The 18586-nt window shown below is 63.9% G+C and carries 21 protein-coding genes; 12 read left to right on the top strand and 9 right to left on the bottom strand.

Features of this window, described 5'->3' with window-relative positions:
* The first annotated feature begins 215 nt into the window (after window positions 1-215).
* From QHG62_RS06915 to QHG62_RS06900, 4 genes are read left to right on the top strand one after another with little or no spacing between them, the layout of a single operon-like run.
* Window positions 216-365 carry a hypothetical protein gene (locus tag QHG62_RS06915; protein ID WP_281150139.1) on the top strand — a complete coding sequence of 50 codons (150 nt, stop codon included), beginning with the start codon at window positions 216-218 and terminating at the stop codon, window positions 363-365.
* Window positions 362-1057 (top strand): hypothetical protein, encoded by a 696-nt coding sequence (locus QHG62_RS06910; RefSeq protein WP_281150137.1) that lies wholly within the window; start codon window positions 362-364, stop codon window positions 1055-1057. The genes QHG62_RS06915 and QHG62_RS06910 overlap by 4 nt, the downstream gene beginning before the upstream one ends.
* A gap of 3 nt (window positions 1058-1060) precedes the next feature.
* On the top strand, window positions 1061-2740 hold the full coding sequence (locus tag QHG62_RS06905) for a hypothetical protein (protein ID WP_281150136.1): 1680 nt from the start codon (window positions 1061-1063) through the stop codon (window positions 2738-2740).
* 55 nt (window positions 2741-2795) lie between these two features.
* Complete coding sequence (locus QHG62_RS06900; RefSeq protein WP_281150135.1) at window positions 2796-3338, top strand: hypothetical protein; 543 nt, start codon at window positions 2796-2798, stop codon at window positions 3336-3338.
* A 13-nt stretch (window positions 3339-3351) separates the two neighbouring features.
* On the opposite strand, the gene QHG62_RS06895 is transcribed toward QHG62_RS06900, so the two are convergent.
* A complete protein-coding gene (locus QHG62_RS06895) occupies window positions 3352-3828 on the bottom strand; it encodes a molybdenum cofactor biosynthesis protein MoaE (RefSeq protein WP_281150134.1) in 477 nt (158 codons plus the stop codon).
* Between the two features lie 153 nt (window positions 3829-3981).
* On the opposite strand from QHG62_RS06895, the gene QHG62_RS06890 reads away from it, so the two are divergent.
* Window positions 3982-4980, top strand: a complete 999-nt coding sequence (locus QHG62_RS06890) for a 4-hydroxy-tetrahydrodipicolinate synthase family protein (protein WP_281150133.1) — start codon at window positions 3982-3984, stop codon at window positions 4978-4980.
* On the opposite strand, the gene QHG62_RS06885 is transcribed toward QHG62_RS06890, so the two are convergent.
* From QHG62_RS06885 to QHG62_RS06860, 6 genes are all read right to left on the bottom strand, one after another.
* Window positions 4967-5218 carry a MoaD/ThiS family protein gene (locus QHG62_RS06885; protein ID WP_281150132.1) on the bottom strand — a complete coding sequence of 84 codons (252 nt, stop codon included), beginning with the start codon at window positions 5216-5218 and terminating at the stop codon, window positions 4967-4969. The genes QHG62_RS06890 and QHG62_RS06885 overlap by 14 nt on opposite strands.
* Before the next feature lie 14 nt (window positions 5219-5232).
* Window positions 5233-6510, bottom strand: coding sequence for a molybdopterin molybdotransferase MoeA (locus QHG62_RS06880; protein WP_281150131.1), 1278 nt, complete (start codon window positions 6508-6510; stop codon window positions 5233-5235).
* On the bottom strand, window positions 6503-7048 hold the full coding sequence (mobB, locus tag QHG62_RS06875; RefSeq protein ID WP_281150130.1) for a molybdopterin-guanine dinucleotide biosynthesis protein B: 546 nt from the start codon (window positions 7046-7048) through the stop codon (window positions 6503-6505). Before mobB ends, QHG62_RS06880 begins: the two co-directional genes overlap by 8 nt.
* An 84-nt stretch (window positions 7049-7132) precedes the next feature.
* A complete protein-coding gene (gene thrC, locus QHG62_RS06870; protein WP_281150129.1) occupies window positions 7133-8548 on the bottom strand; it encodes a threonine synthase in 1416 nt (471 codons plus the stop codon).
* Between the two features lie 21 nt (window positions 8549-8569).
* Window positions 8570-9892, bottom strand: coding sequence for a homoserine dehydrogenase (locus tag QHG62_RS06865; protein WP_281150128.1), 1323 nt, complete (start codon window positions 9890-9892; stop codon window positions 8570-8572).
* A gap of 25 nt (window positions 9893-9917) precedes the next feature.
* Complete coding sequence (locus QHG62_RS06860; protein WP_281150127.1) at window positions 9918-11147, bottom strand: pyridoxal phosphate-dependent aminotransferase; 1230 nt, start codon at window positions 11145-11147, stop codon at window positions 9918-9920.
* A 100-nt stretch (window positions 11148-11247) separates the two neighbouring features.
* Between QHG62_RS06860 and QHG62_RS06855 the strand changes: the two genes are divergently transcribed.
* The 7 genes from QHG62_RS06855 to QHG62_RS06825 all read left to right on the top strand — a co-directional run bounded on the left by QHG62_RS06855 (window position 11248) and on the right by QHG62_RS06825 (window position 16553).
* Window positions 11248-11631: an Mth938-like domain-containing protein gene (locus tag QHG62_RS06855; RefSeq protein WP_126748869.1), complete on the top strand. Its 384-nt coding sequence runs from the start codon at window positions 11248-11250 to the stop codon at window positions 11629-11631.
* A gap of 135 nt (window positions 11632-11766) precedes the next feature.
* Window positions 11767-12243, top strand: coding sequence for a peroxiredoxin (locus tag QHG62_RS06850; RefSeq protein ID WP_007830801.1), 477 nt, complete (start codon window positions 11767-11769; stop codon window positions 12241-12243).
* A gap of 211 nt (window positions 12244-12454) precedes the next feature.
* Window positions 12455-14266 (top strand): PhoH family protein, encoded by a 1812-nt coding sequence (locus tag QHG62_RS06845; RefSeq protein WP_281150124.1) that lies wholly within the window; start codon window positions 12455-12457, stop codon window positions 14264-14266.
* A gap of 160 nt (window positions 14267-14426) precedes the next feature.
* On the top strand, window positions 14427-14798 hold the full coding sequence (locus tag QHG62_RS06840) for a VOC family protein (RefSeq protein ID WP_281150123.1): 372 nt from the start codon (window positions 14427-14429) through the stop codon (window positions 14796-14798).
* A gap of 3 nt (window positions 14799-14801) precedes the next feature.
* Window positions 14802-15251: an EVE domain-containing protein gene (locus QHG62_RS06835; protein WP_281150122.1), complete on the top strand. Its 450-nt coding sequence runs from the start codon at window positions 14802-14804 to the stop codon at window positions 15249-15251.
* Between the two features lie 41 nt (window positions 15252-15292).
* Window positions 15293-15742, top strand: a complete 450-nt coding sequence (locus tag QHG62_RS06830; RefSeq protein ID WP_281150121.1) for a GyrI-like domain-containing protein — start codon at window positions 15293-15295, stop codon at window positions 15740-15742.
* 70 nt (window positions 15743-15812) lie between these two features.
* Window positions 15813-16553: a helix-turn-helix transcriptional regulator gene (locus QHG62_RS06825; protein WP_281150120.1), complete on the top strand. Its 741-nt coding sequence runs from the start codon at window positions 15813-15815 to the stop codon at window positions 16551-16553.
* Here QHG62_RS06825 and dnaB read toward each other — a convergent pair.
* Window positions 16547-17953 carry a replicative DNA helicase gene (gene dnaB, locus QHG62_RS06820; protein ID WP_157613155.1) on the bottom strand — a complete coding sequence of 469 codons (1407 nt, stop codon included), beginning with the start codon at window positions 17951-17953 and terminating at the stop codon, window positions 16547-16549. The two genes, QHG62_RS06825 and dnaB, sit on opposite strands and share 7 nt — an antisense overlap.
* A gap of 173 nt (window positions 17954-18126) precedes the next feature.
* On the bottom strand, window positions 18127-18579 hold the full coding sequence (gene rplI, locus QHG62_RS06815; RefSeq protein WP_126748862.1) for a 50S ribosomal protein L9: 453 nt from the start codon (window positions 18577-18579) through the stop codon (window positions 18127-18129).
* Between the last annotated feature and the right edge of the window lie 7 nt (window positions 18580-18586).

Here is an 18586-nt window from a genome sequence, read left to right as displayed (position 1 = left end):
AAGCGTTGCTGGTGGTGATGCCCCAACGCGCCAGTCTCGCTGCTAGCGCCGCGACAGCGGCACGCCATGGGAGTTGTAGTTGGAGCAAGTACCGGAGATAGCACGCGCTTCGGACGGCTCACGCGCGCCCCGGAGAGCTGCATTCTTTCACGGTTCATTTGCCGCAGTCGGGGCAGCACTACGGCTTTGACCAATCCGGCCAACCACAATGGGTCATGGCCAACCTCAGCTCCCAACAGCAAACGGCGCCGGCTCAGCTCGCAGCCCAGCTCCGCGTGACTCCCTCGCAGAAGGCGCAACTGCGCGCCGTCGTCGCCAGCAATGCCCAAATGCTGGAGCAACTGAACCAAGGCGCATCCCGATGATCGCCCGCAAGCTCATATTGCCAGTGCTTACAACGCTGGCCCTGAGCGCCTGTGCTCATGCCCCCGCGCCCGACTCCAAAAAGACCATGCCGATGAATGCATCTGCGAAAGCCTACCGTCCCCACACGCTGGACGAGCACCCCGACCTCACGCCGGAAGAAATGGGCCGGCGAATGCTCAAGCTGATCGACAGCCTCACATCCTTCGACGAGTTGTCGTTGGAGCGGGTGCGGGAGGTGACGCGGCTGCCTCTGTATGACATTCCTGAGACGACTTCACACGGTTTTGGGATGCACTTACCAGCGTCGGGTTGGCGCTATGTCTTTGCTTATTACAACAACCCCAAATCCCCAGATTTGAAAAACATCAGCTACAACTTCATCAATAAGAATGAAGCCGCCGATATGGCACCAGTCTGTACGATGGACTACGACGCTTACGTGACTGCGCTAAAGGGCATGGGATTTCAGGAACGGGAGGACATGGCCCAGTACGAAACGTATCCGACGTTGCCGCCCCGTCTCAATGAACGGACAGGGCTCCTCGAAACGCCTCCACCCAAGTTCCGGCGCCTGCCAGTTTATTTTTTTACGCGCAAAAGCGTCGTGGTGCAGATCACCCGTTGGCGCGAAGCGGATGCCCCAGACGAAAAGCTGCGCCATGCCTGCGTGCAATCCATCGCCGTCAGATAGACCATGGCAAACCCCAACTCCCAGCTGCAAACGGCCCTTGCCCAATTCGCCGCCCAACCTGGCCTCACACCCGCGCACGAAGCGCAGCTGCGTGCTGCCATGGCCAGCGATGCCCGATTGCAGGAGCACTTAAACCAGGCTGCTACCGACGGCGACCTCAAGGGCTTTGCGCTGTCGCAGGCTGGCGCCCAACCGAATCTGACCGGCACGTACGACAAGGCTTCCGGCGTCGTGACCCTGCCGTCCAGCAGTTTTGCGCCCACGGGCACAACCGCCAGTGCAGACTTGAGCGCGACGCTGCGTCTGCAGGACATGTCGCTGCGCTTTGCCCACGGCGACTACGACGACTCCGCCGGTAAGCTCTGCCGTCCGGTCACGCAGGAGATGGTGAACAACCTGCAATCGACCATCAACGGCTCGCCGGTGCTGGCGCAGGAGATGAAGAAGGCGGTTATGCCGCCGGGTCCGGGGCAGGAAGCGCCCTTGCAGCACTTTGCGCCGCTCAGCGGGACGGTGGCCGGCGGCACCTACAGCGGTGACACCAAGACCATGAGCTTGCCGCCGTCCAGTCTTTCAGGCAAGTTCAATTCGGCGGACATGACCTTTGTGCTGGGCCACGAAGTCCAGCATGCTTTCAATCACGCCGCCATGGCTGCGGCCAGTCAGTCTTTCAACACCGAGACCCGGCAGATCGCCCAAAGCAACAGCCTTGCGCACGACTACACGCGTCCCATCGGCAAGCTGACTCAGGCTTCGCGCGAGGATGAGGCCAGCGCGCAAATCGCGGGATGGAATGCATTGCTGAGTCAACGTCAGCAAATCAATCCAATGGCAGGGCTCAGTGAGATGCTGGGGACTGGAAATTTCAGGGTCAAAGATTTCGTCGAACTCGGATTGACACCCAACTCCGCCCAAGCCCGCCCCGGTCTGACTTTCAACCCCGACGCCACCCTGTCTCAAACCCCCGCCAACATTGCCGCAGCGGGGCAGTACTACTTCGACAAGCCGCCCAAGGGGACGCCCGGCGTACCGGAGAACCAAACCACCGGCATTGGCTTTCACGGAGATTCCGACTACCGCAACTACTACGGTGCCCATGCGGTGGGGCGCGCTATCGATATGGAGCGCTCCCACGCCCAGCCCATCAACGGCCATGCGCCGAACATGCAGGTCGACATGTCTCGCCTGGGGCTGCGCGAAGACTTGATGGAGCGCAACGGGATCACCATCGGAAACAACCCCGGCACCCCGCAGCCTTACAACGACACCAGCCAGTTGCCGCCGGCACCGCATCATTTCGATCACACCAACACGCCGGTTGGCATGCCCAATAGCCATCAGCATGTGCCGGTAGTTCCCGGCGCGGCGGGATCGCCTGGGGCAAAAGCCGGCGATCCGCGCGATCCGGAGGCCGTTCAGCCTTCCGGCACACCCCAGGCGCAGCAGGAACTCTCGCCCACAGCAGACTTTTCTGCCTATCTCGACCGCATGCTTGCCGCCGCGCAGTCGGGCGACGACGCTTCCTTCCGCAAGATGACTCAGACCTTGGCCGATCTACCACCCGGACGCGAGGTGCGCGCCGAAGCCGTTGCCACCGTAGACCAACAGGAGCAAATGGCCGCACAGCACCAAGCCCAACTGCAGCAGGCCGCGCAGGTCAGTGGCCCGGTCATGCGCATGTAGCACCCGGTAGATCGCCATCGAACGGATCAGGCCGGGAGCGAAAAAAGGGGGAAAAATGAACGAAGAAAAAAGCATGGTTTTGGTCAGCAAGATTGCCGCACTTGTCGAGCAATTCGACCGTCGCTGCGAGCACGCAAGCGGACAGTTGCGCCACCTCGCGCAACAGATGCCGGGTGTGGTGCGACAGTCGGCCGACGAGCACTTTCGCCGCATTCCCGACGAAGTGATGGGCGGCGTCCGATCAGGAATCGAGCGGCCGGTAGCCGCCTATGAACAGCGCTTGCGCGAGGCGGGCGAAAGATTGCAGCAAGCGTCGAACACACTCACCTCCCAACTGCAGCGCGCTGAAACGCTGCACAGGCAACTGATCTGGAAAGTTGCCGGCATCACACTGGGCAGTCTCGTGCTTCTTCTGGCTGGCGGGGGCTGGTTGTCCTGGCACTACTACGAGGAGATTCGTACCAATCAAGTGTCCGCCGACCTGCTCAAGGCTTACAACCAGGCAGATGTCACTCTGTGCGATGGCCGCCTGTGCGCCAAAGTGGGCAAGAAGGACCGGCAGCGCTTTGGCGACTATGTTCTAGTCGAGCCTCGGTGAGACCCGCCACGATTCACGCATTGCCGACATCAATACCCCACCGCGCCAGCGCCGCATCGTCGCTGACGCGCGCATCCACCCATCGCGCGCCTTCGGGCGTCTGTTCTTTTTTCCAGAACGGCGCCTGGGTCTTCAGGTAGTCCATCAGGAACTCGCAGGCCTCGAAGCTCTGGCCGCGGTGGGCCGAGACCACCGCCACCATCATGATCTGGTCAAGCGGCTGCAGCAGCCCCACGCGATGGATCACGCGTGCGCCCAAAACATCGAAGCGCTTGTGCGCCTCGTCAATCATGGCTTCGATGGCCTTCTCGGTCATGCCCGGGTAATGCTCGAGTTCCATCGACGCGATGGAGCTGCCGTCGTTGCGGTCCCTGACTGTGCCGACAAAGCTGCACACCGCGCCCACGCGTTTGTCGCCGGCACGCAACGCGGCAACCTCCTGGCCCAGGTCGAAATCGGCTGTCTGGATCGAAACGCGTGCATCGCTCATGCCGGGATTGTGGCACCGCGCTAGACTTCGGCAATGCCTTGCCACGCCACGCTCTTCACAGTGCTTTCGCACTTCGAAAGCAGCCGCGCGCGCCAAGGCAGCAAAGCCAAAAAACCAAAGCTCGTCTGACCGGAGCTGCGGTTCCGTCGTCGGATGAGCGACGGAACCTGCAAAGGCCTTGGCCCCGATTGGGTTGCGCGCGCATCGAACGACGGTTCTTTTCCATCGGTCGATTCCTCAAAGGAAGCTCGCGTGCCGCAATCATCAAACCCCTCCGCCAATCCTGATTTCTCGGGTCTCTGGATTCCTCTTGTCACGCCGTTTCGCGGCGGCGCCGTCGACCACACTGCGCTCTCGGCCCTGACACGCCGGCTCGCCGATGACGGCGTGGCGGGCTTCGTGGTCTGCGCCTCGACGGGCGAAGCCGCCGCGCTCGATGAAACGGAACAGCTGGCCGCGCTCGACACGGTGCAAGCCGCCGCAGGCGGGCTGCCGATCATCATGGGCCTGTCGGGATACCACCTGGGCAAGACGACGGCCTGGGTACGGCGGCTCGCCGAACGGCCCCTGGCAGGGCTGCAGGTGCCCGCGCCGCACTACATCCGGCCGTCGCAGGCCGGTCTGCTCGAATGGTTCCGCGCCATTGCCGACGCCAGCGCCGCGCCGGTGCTGGTCTACGACATTCCCTACCGCACCGGCGCGACCATTGCGCGCGAAACACTGCTGACCCTTGCCGAGCACCCGCGCATTCGAGGCATCAAGGATTGCGGCGGCGACATGGCCAAGACACGCGCCGTGATTGCGGACGGCAGGCTTCAGGTGCTGTCCGGCGAAGACCACCAGATCTTCAGTACGGTGGCCGAAGGCGGCGTCGGTGCCATCGCGGCGAGCGGCCATGTGCAGACCCGCCGCTTTGTGCAGGTGCTGCGCCTCTTGGCCGAGAACCGGCTTGCGGAAGCGCGCGCCGAGTGGCAGCTGCTGCAGCCGTTGATAGAGATGCTGTTTGCCGAACCGAACCCGGGGCCGCTGAAGGCGCTGCTGGCGCATAGCGGATCGATGATGAGCGACGAATTGCGTTCGCCGATGACCCGTGCGCCGGATGCCTTGCGCGACCGGCTGGTGGAACTGAACGCCCGGCTCAGCCGCCCGTAACGGGCGGGAAGAAGGCGACTTCGGCGCCCTCGCGGAGCGCGGCCGCCTCGTCGCTCATGACCTGGTCGAGCGCCATGCGAACGGCCTTGCCGCGTGCAAGGGCCGTGGCGTATGCCCCGCCTCGGGCAATGAGTTCGTCGCGCAAGGCGGCCAGCGTACTGGCACCTGTTTCGACGGTTTCGCCGCTGGTGGCAAGCGCCTCGCGCACGGAGGCGAAATAACGGATCTGGACCTTCATGTCGGAAATGCGTTTCAGGCGAGCAGCGAGGCCAAGGGAATGAACTTCACCGTGTCGCCGGCCTTGAAGGGCTGGCTGGGCGGGTTGTCGATGACACCGTCGCCCCACACCATCGACGTGAGCACGCCCGAGCTCTGGTTGGCGAACAGATCGAGTCCGCCGGCCGCGTTGCGCCGCGCGCGCAGGAACTCGCGGCGCTTGTCGGCGCGCGGCCAGTCGAAGTCGGCACGCATCGGCACGGGTTCGGGTGCCACGCGCGTGGCGCCTTGCAGCGTCAGCAGAAAGGGCCGCACGAGCAGCAGAAAGGTCAGGAAACTGGAGACGGGGTTGCCGGGCAGCCCGGTCACGTGGCAGCGGCCCTTCGCATCGCCTCCGCCCCTGGGAATCGAACCGTAGGCGAAAGGCTTGCCGGGCTTCATGGAAAGCGACCACAGCTGCAGCTCGCCAAGCGCTTGCACGGCAGCCTTAATGTGGTCTTCTTCTCCCACGGACACGCCGCCCGTGGTGATGATCAGGTCGCTGCTCTCGGCGGCGCCGCGCAGCGCCTCGATGGTGGCTTCGCGCTTGTCAGGCACGATGCCCAGGTCGTTCACCTCGCAGCCCAGCCGATGCAGCAGGGCGCGCATGAAAAAGCGGTTGGAGTTGTAGATCGCGCCCGGCTTCATGGCCTCGGGTGCGACTTCGCCGGGCATCACCAGTTCGTCGCCGGTGGACAGCAGCGCCACGCGCGGGCGCCGCGCCACCTGGAGCCGGTCGAAGCCGATGCTCGCGGCGAGCCCGAGCGCGGCGGGCGTCAGGCGCTCGCCCTTGCGCAGCACCACGTCGCCTGAGGCCACGTCTTCGCCAGCGCGGCGAATCCATTGGCCGGCGGTGGGAGCGATCTGGATGCGCACCGCGCCAAGCCCGCCCTCCTGCGGCACGGCCTGCGTGTCTTCCTGCATGACGACCGCATCCGCGCCTTCGGGAATCTGCGCGCCGGTGAAGATGCGCGCCGCCGTGCCGGCCGCCAACGGCGTGCCCACGGTTCCGGCGGGAATGCGCTGCGCGACCTGGAGCAAGGCGCCAGGCGCGGCGCAGTCGGCCGTGCGCACGGCATAGCCGTCCATCGAACTGTTGTCCCGCGGCGGCACAGTGAGCGTGGAGACCAGGTCTTGTGCGAGCACCCGACCGTCCGCGTCGAAGGTGGCAACGCTTTCGGCGGTCAGCTTCGGCTGCGCTTTTTCGAGCAGAGTTGCCAGCGCTTCGTCGAGCGCCATCAGCGGCGGGCGCGATGAAGGAGCGGTGTCAGCCATGATGTTCGGGGTTGTATTCGAAGCGGCTTCCGCTGTCGATCAGCCACTGCGCGATGCCCTCGATGTCGTCGAGGTCGAACATGGGCAGGTTGGTAGGCGCCGGCAATCCTTCGGGTGCGTTGGTGGCAATGGCGGTCACGAACGCATCGTCGATGTACTTCGAAGGTCGCGGCGGCTGGCCCGGCTCGGGGGCGCGCCAAACCTCGATCTTGAGCAGGTCGCTGTGCTTGAAGCCCTCGACCAGCACCCAGTCGACACCATCGTGAAGCTCCGCAATGAGGTCGTGCACCGTCAGCTGCGCGGGCTGCTCGAATTCGCGGATCAGCGCAAGCCGCTTGTCCGATGCAACGACCACCTCGAAGGCACCGGCTTCTCGATGGCGATAGGTGTCCTTGCCCGGATGGTCGATGTCGAACTTGTGGTGCGCATGCTTGACCACCGACACACGCTGCCCATGGAGCCTGAGCACCGGAATCAGTCGCTCGACCAGCGTGGTCTTGCCCGAACCCGAGTACCCGGAAAAGCCGATCACCTTCATGACGAGTTCCTGTGGCTGCTAGCCGGTCGACAGCCGAATGCAAATGCGCGGATGCGGGAGAACCACTGCGGCAAGTGGCGAAGATCAGTCGCAGTTCTGGGCGATGTAGGCCTTCACGGCCTCCACATCGGCCGGAAGCTTGACCACGCGCTTGGGCAGCGCCTCGATGCCTTCGAACCTGGCCGGACGCGCCGGCTCATGGCCGAGTGCTTCCACCAGGGTGGCGGCAAACTTGATCGGCAGCGCGGTCTCGAGCACCACCATCGGCACGCCTGGCGTGAGGTGCTCGCGCGCAGCCTTCAGGCCGTCGGCCGTGTGCGGATCGACCAGCGTGGCAAAGCGCTTCTCGGTGTCGCGAATGGTCGCGAGCCGGTCGGCGTGCATGCTGCGGCTGCTCTTGAAGCCGAAGCGTTCTGCCGCCTGCTTGAATGCAGGTTCGCCGCTCAGGTCGAAGCGGGCCTGGCCACCCAGATCGTCGACGAAGAGGGAGCGCAACTTGGCGGCATCGCGGCCTACCAGGTCGAACACAAAGCGCTCGAAGTTGCTGGCCTTGCTGATGTCCATCGAAGGGCTCGAGGTTTCGTGCGTATCGGCCGCCGCGCGCACGCGGTAGATGCCGGTGCGGAAGAACTCGTCGAGCACGTCGTTCTCGTTGGTGGCAACCACCAGCGTGTGGATCGGCAGGCCCATCATGCGCGCCACGTGGCCTGCGCACACATTGCCGAAGTTGCCCGACGGCACGGTGAAGCTCACCGGCTTGTCGTTGCCCCCCGTGGCCTGGAAGTAGCCGGCAAAGTAGTAGACGACCTGCGCGAGCAGGCGCGCCCAGTTGATCGAGTTGACCGTGCCGATGCGGTACTTGCGCTTGAAGCCCAGATCGTTCGACACCGCCTTGACGATGTCCTGGCAGTCGTCGAACACGCCGGTGATGGCAATGTTGTGGATGTTCTCGTCTTGCAGGCTGAACATCTGCGCCTGCTGGAAGGGGCTCATGCGGCCGTCCGGCGAGGTCATGAAGACCCGCACGCCCTTCTTGCCGCGCATGGCGTACTCGGCCGCGCTGCCGGTGTCGCCGCTGGTGGCGCCAAGAATGTTGAGCTCCGCGCCGCGGCGCGCCAGTTCGTACTCGAACAGGTTGCCGAGCAGCTGCATCGCCATGTCCTTGAAGGCCAGCGTCGGGCCGTTGGACAGGGCTTCGAGGTACACGCCGTCTTCGAGCTCGCGCAGCGGCACGATTTCTTCGCTGCCGAACACTTCGGGCGTGTAGGTCTTCGCGCAGATGGCTTTCAGGTCGGCCGGCGGAATGTCGTCGATGTAGAGCGAGAGAATCTCGAATGCCAGCTCCGCATACGGCAGGTCGCGCCATTTCGCGAGCGTGGCGGTATCGACTTGCGGATAGTGCTCGGGCAGGTAAAGCCCACCATCCGGCGCGAGGCCTTCAAGCAGGATTTCGCAGAAACGCTTGCGGTCCGGGTGCCCGCGGGTGCTCAGGTAGTTCACGATGGTTCTCTTGTGCCGTCCTCAGGACAGCTCTTCCTTGCGGATGCGCACGATTGGCTGCAGCACCGTGGGCAAAGCCTGCAGTTCGGCGAGCACGTCGTTCACCGTGCCTTCGCGCGCGTCGTGCGTGAGGATGATCAGGTCGGTTTGCGTGGAGCCCTCGCCGCCCACTTCATCGGCTTCGCGCTGCAGCACGGCGTCGATGCTGATGCCGGCGGTGGCGAGCAGTCCCGTGACCTTGGCAAGCACGCCGGCCTGGTCGGCCACGCGCAGGCGCAGGTAGTAGCTCGTGACCACCTCGGTCATCGGCAGCACCTTCAGGTCGCTCATGGCGTCGGGGTGGAAGGCCAGGTGCGGCACGCGGTGCGCGGCGTCGGCCGTGTGCAGGCGCGTGATATCGACCAGGTCGGCAATCACCGCGCTGGCGGTCGGCTCGCTGCCCGCGCCCTTGCCGTAGTAAAGCGTGGTGCCGACGGCGTCGCCATGCACCACCACGGCGTTCATCGCGCCCTCCACGTTCGCAAGCAGCCGCTTCGACGGCACCAGCGAGGGATGCACGCGCAGTTCGACGCCCTGCGCCGTGCGCTTGGTGATGCCGAGTAGCTTGATGCGATAGCCGAGCTGCTCGGCGTACTTGATGTCCTGCGCGGCCAGCTTGGTGATGCCTTCGATGTGGGCCTTGTCGAACTGCACCGGAATGCCGAACGCGATAGCGCTCATCAGCGTGACCTTGTGGCCAGCGTCGAGGCCTTCGATGTCGAAAGTAGGGTCGGCTTCGGCATAGCCCAGGCGCTGCGCCTCCTTGAGCACGGTGCCGAAATCCAGCCCCTTGTCGCGCATTTCCGAAAGGATGAAGTTGGTGGTGCCGTTGATGATGCCGGCCAGCCATTGGATGCTGTTGGCCGTGAGGCCTTCGCGCAGCGCCTTGATGATCGGAATGCCGCCGGCCACCGCAGCCTCGAAGGCCACCATCACGCCCTTGGCATGCGCGGCCGCGAAGATCTCGGTGCCATGCACGGCAAGCAGCGCCTTGTTGGCCGTGACCACGTGCTTGCCGGCCGCAATGGCTTCGAGCACCAGCTGCTTAGCAATGCCATAGCCGCCGATGAGCTCGATGACGATGTCGATGTCGGGGTTGGCGATGACCTCACGCGCGTCGGCGACGACACGCACGCCCTCGCCCGCCACTTCGCGCGCACGCACCTGGTCGAGGTCGGCCACCATCGTGATCTCGATGCCCCGGCCCGCACGTCGCTTGATTTCTTCCTGATTGCGCAGCAGCACCTTGAAGGTGCCGCTGCCGACCGTGCCTGCACCGAGCAGGCCTACTTGAATGGGTTTCATTGGGGATTCGCGTTGAGGATTCGTGTCAGTCGGTCTTGCTGCGCAGGCGGTACAGCTCCAGGAACTTGGCAATGCGGTGGATCGCTTCGCGCAGGTCGTCCTCGTGAGGCAGGAACACGATGCGGAAGTGGTCCGGCGTGGCCCAGTTGAAGCCCGTGCCCTGCACCAGCATGACCTTGGTTTCTCTCAGCAGTTCAAGAAAGAACTGCCGGTCGTCTTCGATGGGATAGACCTTCGGATCGAGCTTGGGAAACATGTAGAGCGCAGCGCTGGGCTTGACGCAGCTCACGCCCGGAATGGCCGTGATCAGCTCGTAGGCCAAGTCGCGCTGGCGCCGCAGCCGGCCACCGTCGCCCACCAGGTCATTGATGCTCTGGTAACCGCCAAGGGCCGTCTGGATGGCCCATTGGCCGGGCACGTTGGCGCAAAGGCGCATGTTCGAGAGCATGTTGAGGCCCTCGATGTAGTCTTGCGCGCGCTTCTTGTCGCCCGAAACCACGAGCCAGCCCGCGCGATAGCCGCAGGAGCGATAGCTCTTGGAAAGCGAATTGAAGGTGAGCGTAAGCACGTCGGTCGAAAGGCTCGCGATGGCGGTGTGCTTGACGTCGTCGTACAGCACCTTGTCGTAGACCTCGTCCGCGAAGATCACGAGGTCGTGTTCGCGCGCAATGGCCACGATGCTCTTGAGCAATTCGTCCGAATAGAGCGCGCCCGTGGGATTGTTGGGGTTGATGACCACGATGCCCTTGGTGCGGGGCGTGATCTTGGCGCGGATGTCATCGAGGTTGGGCATCCAGCCGTTGGCCTCGTCGCACAGGTAATGCACCGGCGTGCCGCCCGAAAGGCTCGATGCGGCCGTCCACAGGGGATAGTCGGGCGCCGGCAGCAGCATTTCGTCGCCGTCGTTCAGCAGCGCGTTGGTGGCCATGGCGATCAGCTCGCTGGCGCCGTTGCCCAGGTAGATGTCGTCGAGCGTGACGCCGGCGACGCCCTGCTTCTGCGTTTCGTGCATCACGGCCTTGCGGGCCGCGAAGATGCCCTTGCTGTCCGAATAGCCCGCCGAGGCCGGCAGGTTGCGGATCATGTCCTGCTGCACTTCCTCGGGCGCATCGAAACCGAACACGGCCAGGTTGCCGATGTTGAGCTTGATGATTTTCTGGCCCTCTTCCTCCATCTGCTTCGCGGCGTCCATGATGGGGCCGCGGATGTCGTAGAGCACATTGGCCAGCTTGGCCGATTTCTTGAACTGCTTCAAAGGGCCCTCCCGGGCGCGGGTTACTCGATGTCGAAAGGCCCTTGGAGGCCTCGTGTCACTGGGGAAAACCTATAATTTGACCACAGTTCCCAGTGCCCCGATGAAGCTCCAGCCCGACAAATCCGACGCCCAGTCCCTTACCGCTCACGGCCCCGGGTGGGTTGCGATCAACAACGAGAAGGTCGAGGGCAGCGTGGTGGTCGGCTCCCGGGGCGAGCGCTTCGAATGGAATTGCACCCGCTTCGACCAGCTCGGACCTGAGCATTTCGCCCAGCTGGCCTCGCTTGGCGCGGAATTGATCATTTTTGGAAGCGGATCGCGCATTCGTTTTCCGCAAGCCGCCTGGCTGCAGCCGCTCATGGCAAAGCGCACCGGCGTGGAGACCATGGACACGCCCGCCGCCTGCCGCACCTACAACATCCTGGCCGGCGAAGGCCGCCATGTGATTGCCGCCCTGCTGGTCGAACCGCCCCAGGATGGCTGAGGGGGAGGTTTTCGGGGTAAAATACCGGGTTGCGAACAGGCCAGCTGCCCTCAGTTAGCAACGACCAATCCTCCATTCATCGAGTCTGCCCTGAAGAGCTCGATTCAATGGAAACCAACGGAGAAAACAAGTTTCATGGCGATCGTTGTCAACAAACCCATTCCTGAATTCGACGCCAACGCCACGGGCGGCTTGAAAGTCTCGAATACCTCGCACCTCGGCCACGTGCTGGTCATGTATTTTTACCCGAAAGATAACACTCCGGGTTGCACGACCGAAGCGATGCAGTTCCGCGACCGCTACAAGGACTTCGAAAAAGCCGGCGCCACCGTGTTCGGCGTGTCCCGCGACAACATGAAGTCGCACGACGAGTTCAAGGCCAAGCTCGAACTCCCGTTCGAACTCATCGCCGACACTGAAGAAAAAATGTGCCACATGTTCGGCGTGGTCAAGAACAAGATCATGTACGGCAAGAAGGTCAAGGGCATCGAGCGCAGCACCTTCCTCATCGGCGCCGACGGCATTCTGAAGGCCGAATGGCGCGGCCTCAAGGTCCCCGGCCATGTCGACGACGTGCTCAAAGCCGTCAAGGCGCTCAAGAAGGCTGCCTGACAGTTACAAGAAGCGCCTTCTGTGCGCTTTTGCATCGCTTCGTGGGGAATGCCCAACGAACGGTGCAAACAGCACGAGACGCGTCACGGCCGGTGTGCATAATGGCCTCATGCCGTTGAGCTCCACGACCGCATCCCCCGAACAAAGCCGCCTTGGTCTACAGGCGGCTTTTTCGTTTTCTGGTTTCCAACTCCTGCGAGCGACCTGACACATGCCACTGCCTCCCGCCCCCACGAAACGCGCCGCATTGCTCTCGCCGGATGCGCACGATGCACCCGCCCGCTCCTCGCACAAGGGATCGCGCCGCTCGGGCGAATCGCGCGCCGACTCGGCCTCGACGAGCGGCTCCCAGCCCTTGGAATTGTTCGACCGCAACGCCGCCGAAGCGGTAGGCGGCAGCGCGGATGCAGCCCCTGCGACGCGTGGCCGGTCGAAACCTGCCTCGTCCCGCAACCAGGAGCGCAACCAGGAGCGCAGCCAAGACCGAAATCGGGAGCAGCGGCCGGCTGCCCGCAGCGAGCCCGAAGCACCGCCGGCGGCCTACGTGCCGGCGCCGGCGCAAGTTGCAGTGCCGCAAACCCCGGCCCGCACCAAGCGCGCCAAGTCCAACGGCCCGGCCAAGCTGTTCGTGCTCGATACGAACGTGCTTCTGCACGACCCGATGTGCCTGTTCCGCTTCGAGGAACATGACATCTTCCTGCCGATGATCGTGCTGGAGGAACTCGACGGCCACAAGAAGGGTACGACCGAAGTGGCCCGCAACGGCCGCCAGACCAGCCGCACGCTTGACGCCCTGGCGGCAGCGCAGGACGCCGACATTGCCAAGGGCCTGAAACTCGACACCACGGGCCACCGCGAGGCCGGCGGCAAGCTGTTCTTCCAGACCGCGCCGCTCGACTATTCGCTGCCGGTCAGCCTGCCCCAGGGCAAGGCGGACAACCAGATCCTCGGCGTGGTCCAGGCCCTGCGGGACCAATACGCCAAGGACCAGCCCGGCCGCCCCAAGCAAGAGGTGGTGCTGGTGTCCAAGGACATCAACATGCGCGTCAAGGCGCGCGCCCTCGGCCTGGCTGCCGACGATTACCAAAACGACAAGACGCTGGAAGACGGCGACCTGCTCTACGCGGGCTCGCTCGCGCTGCCGGCCGACTTCTGGACGCGCCAAAGCAAGACGGTCGAAAGCTGGCAAAGCGGCAGCAGCACCTTCTATCGCATCAGCGGGCCGCTGGTGCCCAACCTGTACATCAACCAGTTCGTGTATTTCGAGGCGCCGGGCGAGCCGAGCATGTATGCGCGCGTCACCGAAATCCGCGACAAGACCGCGGTGTTCAAGACCCTGAAGGACTACAGCTCGGGCAAGAACGCCGTGTGGGGCGTGAACACGCGAAACCGCGAGCAGAACTTCGCGATGAACCTGCTGATGGACCCCGAGGTCGACTTCGTCACGCTCACCGGCACCGCAGGTACCGGCAAGACGCTGATGGCGCTGGCTTCGGGCCTGACGCAGGTGCTCGACGACCGCCGCTACACCGAGATCATCATGACCCGCGCCACGGTGAGCGTGGGCGAGGACATCGGCTTCCTGCCCGGCACCGAGGAAGAAAAAATGGGCCCGTGGATGGGCGCGCTCGACGACAACCTCGAGTTCCTGGCCAAGGGCGACGGCGGCGGCGCCGGCGAATGGGGCCGCGCGGCCACCAACGAGCTGATCCGCAGCCGCATCAAGGTCAAGAGCATGAATTTCATGCGCGGCCGCACCTTCCTCAACAAGTACGTGATCATCGACGAAGCGCAGAACCTGACGCCCAAGCAGATGAAGACGCTGATCACGCGGGCCGGCCCGGGCACCAAGATCATCTGCATGGGCAACCTCGCACAGATCGACACGCCGTACCTGACGGAAGGCTCCTCGGGCCTGACCTTTGCGGTCGACAAGTTCAAGGGCTGGCCGCACGGCGGCCATATCACGCTCGCGCGCGGCGAACGCTCGCGGCTTGCCGACTTCGCGAGCGACGTGCTCTAAGCGGCTTCCTCGCGACCGACACCGCTCAAGGCCCGCGCATGCTCCGAAGAGCATCGCGGGCTTTTTTTCGGCTGTGGTGACAGGCTCCTGACACGACGTTGTCAGGAGCCGGTCCGCACCATCGGGGCTCCTTCAACGCACAAACGAAAGAGAGCACTTCATGCAAAACGCCATCAGCTGGTTCGAGATTCCGGTCGCCGACATCGACCGCGCCCAAGCCTTCTACGAAACCGTTCTTGGCCGCCAGCTTCGCCGCCAGGATTTCGGCGGTGAAACACTGGCCGTTTTTCCCTACGACGATCCGGCCACGGGTGGCGCCCTGCAGGCCGGAGCCAACGCCAGCGCGCATGCGGGCAGCGGTATCCGCATCTATCTCGATTGCATGCCCAGCATCGATGCCGTGCTTGCCCGCATCGAGGCGGCAGGCGGCCGGATCGTGGCGCCCAAGTCGGCATTGCCCGAGGGCATGGGTTTCATTGCCCATATGCGCGACACCGAGGGCAACGAAGTCGGTCTTCACGCGCTTGCCTGAGCCATGGCACAACGCAACTGGATCGCGGTCGCAAGCGCAGAACATGCGCGGCGCGGGCGCGACCACAAGCCGCTCGGCTTCATGCAGGTCGGCCACGGCAAGCTGGGCCCGCTCAAGCGGGTTTCTGCGGGCGACCGTGTGGCCTACTATTCGCCGGCCACGGTGTTCGGGGGCACGGACAAGCTGCAGAGCTTCGTGTCGGTCGGCATCGTGCTGCCGGGCGAGCCATACGAGTTCGACATGGGCAATGGCTTTGTTCCCTGGCGCCGCGACGTGGCCTTTCAGGCGACGCAGGAAGCGCCCATTGCGCCGCTGATCGAACGCCTCGCCTTTATCGAGAACCCGAAACTGTGGGGCTACAAGTTTCGCTTCGGCATGTTCGACGTGTCCGATGCCGACATGGCACTGATCGCCGAAGCGATGAAGGCCGAACTGAAAGCGCTCGCACTCTGAGCACATCCGCCTCGACACCACTTATCCAGGAGAATAAATAGATGGAACCCGTCCGCCAGCACCATGGCGCTTTCCAGGTTGCAGGGCTTACGGCCCGCACCACCAACCGCGAAGAAAACGACTCCGCCACGGCAAGAATCGGCGCATTATGGAATCGCTTCTTCACGGAAGAAACGTACCGCTCCACTCCGCACCGGACAGAAGACGCCCGCATCTTCGGCGTCTACTCCGGATACGAATCCGACGCGAACGGCGCGTTTGATCTGACAGTGGGCGTGGCCGTGTCGGGCGGGAAGGAAGCTGTCGGCATCGAACCGGGCGACTACCTCGTCTTTACGGCCCAAGGCGAAATGCCGCACATGGTGATCGATACCTGGCAACGCATCTGGCAGTATTTCGAGGCAAACCCGACAATCACGCGCCGCTACCGCAGCGATTTCGAAGCCTACGACGGGCCCGACAAAGTGGCGATCCATATTGGAGTTGCATGAACACCAGTAACAGGCGGCGCGACAGGCTCGCCAGCTACCCTCATCTGCCGAGTCCGGCTCGCACACCCTGATGCGCCGCGCCGATCGCCTGTTCCAGCTGGTACAGATCATTCGCGGCCGCCGGCTCACCACGGCGGCCTTCCTGGCCCAGCGCCTGGAAGTATCGGAGCGCACGGTGTACCGCGACGTGGCCGATCTCCAGCACCAGGGCGTGCCGATCGAGGGCGAAGCCGGCGTGGGCTACAGGCTGGGTGCGGGCTTCGAACTGCCGCCACTGATGTTCACCCAGGATGAGGCCTCCGCGCTCGTGGCCGCTGCGCGGCTCGCGCAGAGCTGGGTCGATCCGGCGCTGGCACGCAACATTGAAACAGGGCTGGGCAAGATTCTTTCAGTGCTGCCGGCAGCAGCAAGAGTCTCGGCAGAGGCTCTTGCGCTCTACGCCCCCGCCCTGGGCCTGGACGACACGATTCGAGCGAGGCTGCAGATCCTGCGCGAGGCCGTGGAAGCGCACCAGAAGCTGCGCCTCAGCTATCGCGATGTATCGGGAGATGCGAGCGAGCGCACGGTGCGGCCGCTCGGTTGCTTTTATTGGGGCAAGGTCTGGACGCTTTCGACCTGGTGCGAACTGCGCAGCGACTTTCGAGGTTTTCGCCTCGACCGCATGGATGCGGTCGACGTGCTGCCGGAGCGCTTTCGAGATGAAGCGGGCAAGACCCTGGCGGACATGATGCGCCAGCTGAAGGCGCGGGCTGCGGCTGAATGCAAAGCTGCAGAAACAGCAGCGGCCACAGTAAGTCCGCAGCGTCAGTAGTCGTCGCTGCTGCCGTAGCTGGCCAGGTTCTCGAACTTGGTGAGCGGCTTCAGGAAAGCCAGCTTGACGGTGCCTGTGGGTCCGTTCCGGTGCTTGCTGATGATCACCTCGGCCACCCCCGGCTCCTTGCTGTTCTTGTCGTAGTAGTCGTCGCGGTAGATGAACATGATGATGTCCGCATCCTGCTCGATGGCGCCGGATTCGCGCAAGTCGCTCATCATGGGGCGCTTGTCGGTACGGCTTTCAACGCCTCGGCTCAGCTGCGACAGCGCGATCACCGGGCACTTGAGTTCCTTGGCGAGCATCTTCAAGCCGCGGGAGATTTCGCCCACCGCGGTCGCGCGGTTCTCGTCGCCGCTCATGCTGGTCGACATGAGCTGCAGGTAGTCGACCACGATCAGGCCGAGCCGCCCGTACTGCCGCGCGAGCCGGCGTGCATTGGCCCGCAGCTCACTGGTAGAGAGGCCCGGCGTTTCGTCGATGTGCAGCGACACGTTGCGCAGCTTCTCGATGGCCTCGGTCAGGCGTGGCCACTCTTCGTCGCTGAGCTTGCCGGTGCGCAGGTGCCCCTGGTCGATGCGCCCGATCGACCCGACGATACGCACCGCCAGCTGCGAGGCACCCATTTCCATCGAGAAGACCGCCACCGGCAGCCCTTCGTTCAGGGCCACGTGCTCGGCGATGTTGATGGCCAGCGAGGTCTTGCCCATGGAGGGACGCGCGGCCAGCACGATCATGTCGCCCGGCTGCAGGCCCGAGGTCATCTTGTCGAACTCGTAGAAGCCCGTGCGCACGCCCGTGATGTCGTTCGGGTTCTCGGCCATCTCGGTCACGCGGTCGAGCAGTTCGACCACCAGGGCGTCCATGCTCTGGAAGCCCTGCTTCATCCGCGTGCCTTCTTCGCCGATGTTGAAGATCTTCTGCTCGGCCTCGTCCAGGATCTTGTCGACCGACTTGCCCTGCGTGTTGAAGGCGTTGGTCGCGATCTCGTCGCTGGCGGATACCAGCTTTCGCAAGATGGACCGCTCGCGCACGATCTCGGCGTAGCGGCGAATGTTGCTCGCGCTTGGCACGTATTGCGCGAGCGAGTTCAGGTAGACCAGTCCGCCAATTTCCTCGGCCTTGCCCAGGCCCTGCAGCTGCTCGTAAACGGTAATGACGTCGGCCGGCTTGCTGGCGTTGATCAGCCCGCCGATGGCCGCGTAGATCAGCTTGTGTTCGTGGCGGTAGAAGTCGCCGTCCACCAACAGGTCGCCCATGCGGTCCCATGCGCCGTTGTCGAGCAGCAGGCCGCCGAGCACGCTCGACTCGGCCTCGATCGAGTGAGGCGGAATGCGGAGTTTGGCGACTTGGCGATCGGCCGACGGGTCATTGTCGGCATAGGAGAAAACGGCGGACATGGACTTCCCTTGCAACCCTGCATGCTAAGCCGCGCACGGCGTTGCGCGTGTGGACAAGGTTGTGAATAAACGGTGATCTTCCGGTGCAACGGAGTGGAAAACTCAGAGGCACAAAAAACAAAAGCCGCCCGGAGGCGGCTTTTGCGGCAGCGCACAAGGCGCCGCAATGACGATCAGGCGGTTTCGCCGTAGACCGTCACGGTGATGTCGACCACCACGTCGGTGTGCAGCGCAACGCTCACGGTGCTGTCGCCGACGACCTTGATCGGGCCGTTGGGCAGGCGCACTTGCGACTTGGCAACCTTGTAGCCTTGCTTGCCGAGCTCTTCGGCGATGTCGCCGTTGGTGACCGAGCCGAACAGACGGCCGTCAACACCAGCCTTTTGGGTCAGCTTGATGGTCGTGCCGCCGAGCTTCTCGCCCTGGGCTTGCGATTCGGCCAGCTTGGCGGCCGCAGCCTTTTCCAGTTCGGCGCGCTTGGCTTCGAATTCGGCCTTGTTGGCAGCGGTGGCACGGCGTGCGCGGCCCGACGGAATCAGGAAGTTGCGTGCGTAGCCGTCCTTGACCTTGACGATATCGCCCAGGCCACCGACGTTGACAACCTTGTCCAGAAGAATGATTTGCATGGTGCTT

The sequence above is a fragment of the Variovorax paradoxus genome, assembly GCF_029919115.1.
In the GTDB taxonomy this organism is placed as follows: Bacteria; Pseudomonadota; Gammaproteobacteria; order Burkholderiales; family Burkholderiaceae_C; genus Variovorax; species Variovorax paradoxus_O.
This window is presented reverse-complemented; position numbering and strand designations above follow the sequence as displayed.

Excerpts from the sequence above, each read along its gene's own strand:
- QHG62_RS06915 (WP_281150139.1), top strand. The coding sequence starts at position 216 with ATGGCCAACCTCAGCTCCCAACAGCAAACGGCGCCGGCTCAGCTCGCA.
- QHG62_RS06910 (WP_281150137.1), top strand. The coding sequence starts at position 362 with ATGATCGCCCGCAAGCTCATATTGCCAGTGCTTACAACGCTGGCCCTG.
- QHG62_RS06905 (WP_281150136.1), top strand. The coding sequence starts at position 1,061 with ATGGCAAACCCCAACTCCCAGCTGCAAACGGCCCTTGCCCAATTCGCC.
- QHG62_RS06900 (WP_281150135.1), top strand. The coding sequence starts at position 2,796 with ATGAACGAAGAAAAAAGCATGGTTTTGGTCAGCAAGATTGCCGCACTT.
- QHG62_RS06895 (WP_281150134.1), bottom strand. The coding sequence starts at position 3,828 with ATGAGCGATGCACGCGTTTCGATCCAGACAGCCGATTTCGACCTGGGC.
- QHG62_RS06890 (WP_281150133.1), top strand. The coding sequence starts at position 3,982 with ATGAGCGACGGAACCTGCAAAGGCCTTGGCCCCGATTGGGTTGCGCGC.
- QHG62_RS06885 (WP_281150132.1), bottom strand. The coding sequence starts at position 5,218 with ATGAAGGTCCAGATCCGTTATTTCGCCTCCGTGCGCGAGGCGCTTGCC.
- QHG62_RS06880 (WP_281150131.1), bottom strand. The coding sequence starts at position 6,510 with ATGGCTGACACCGCTCCTTCATCGCGCCCGCCGCTGATGGCGCTCGAC.
- mobB (WP_281150130.1), bottom strand. The coding sequence starts at position 7,048 with ATGAAGGTGATCGGCTTTTCCGGGTACTCGGGTTCGGGCAAGACCACG.
- QHG62_RS06865 (WP_281150128.1), bottom strand. The coding sequence starts at position 9,892 with ATGAAACCCATTCAAGTAGGCCTGCTCGGTGCAGGCACGGTCGGCAGC.
- QHG62_RS06855 (WP_126748869.1), top strand. The coding sequence starts at position 11,248 with ATGAAGCTCCAGCCCGACAAATCCGACGCCCAGTCCCTTACCGCTCAC.
- QHG62_RS06850 (WP_007830801.1), top strand. The coding sequence starts at position 11,767 with ATGGCGATCGTTGTCAACAAACCCATTCCTGAATTCGACGCCAACGCC.
- QHG62_RS06845 (WP_281150124.1), top strand. The coding sequence starts at position 12,455 with ATGCCACTGCCTCCCGCCCCCACGAAACGCGCCGCATTGCTCTCGCCG.
- QHG62_RS06840 (WP_281150123.1), top strand. The coding sequence starts at position 14,427 with ATGCAAAACGCCATCAGCTGGTTCGAGATTCCGGTCGCCGACATCGAC.
- QHG62_RS06835 (WP_281150122.1), top strand. The coding sequence starts at position 14,802 with ATGGCACAACGCAACTGGATCGCGGTCGCAAGCGCAGAACATGCGCGG.
- QHG62_RS06830 (WP_281150121.1), top strand. The coding sequence starts at position 15,293 with ATGGAACCCGTCCGCCAGCACCATGGCGCTTTCCAGGTTGCAGGGCTT.
- QHG62_RS06825 (WP_281150120.1), top strand. The coding sequence starts at position 15,813 with ATGCGCCGCGCCGATCGCCTGTTCCAGCTGGTACAGATCATTCGCGGC.
- dnaB (WP_157613155.1), bottom strand. The coding sequence starts at position 17,953 with ATGTCCGCCGTTTTCTCCTATGCCGACAATGACCCGTCGGCCGATCGC.
- rplI (WP_126748862.1), bottom strand. The coding sequence starts at position 18,579 with ATGCAAATCATTCTTCTGGACAAGGTTGTCAACGTCGGTGGCCTGGGC.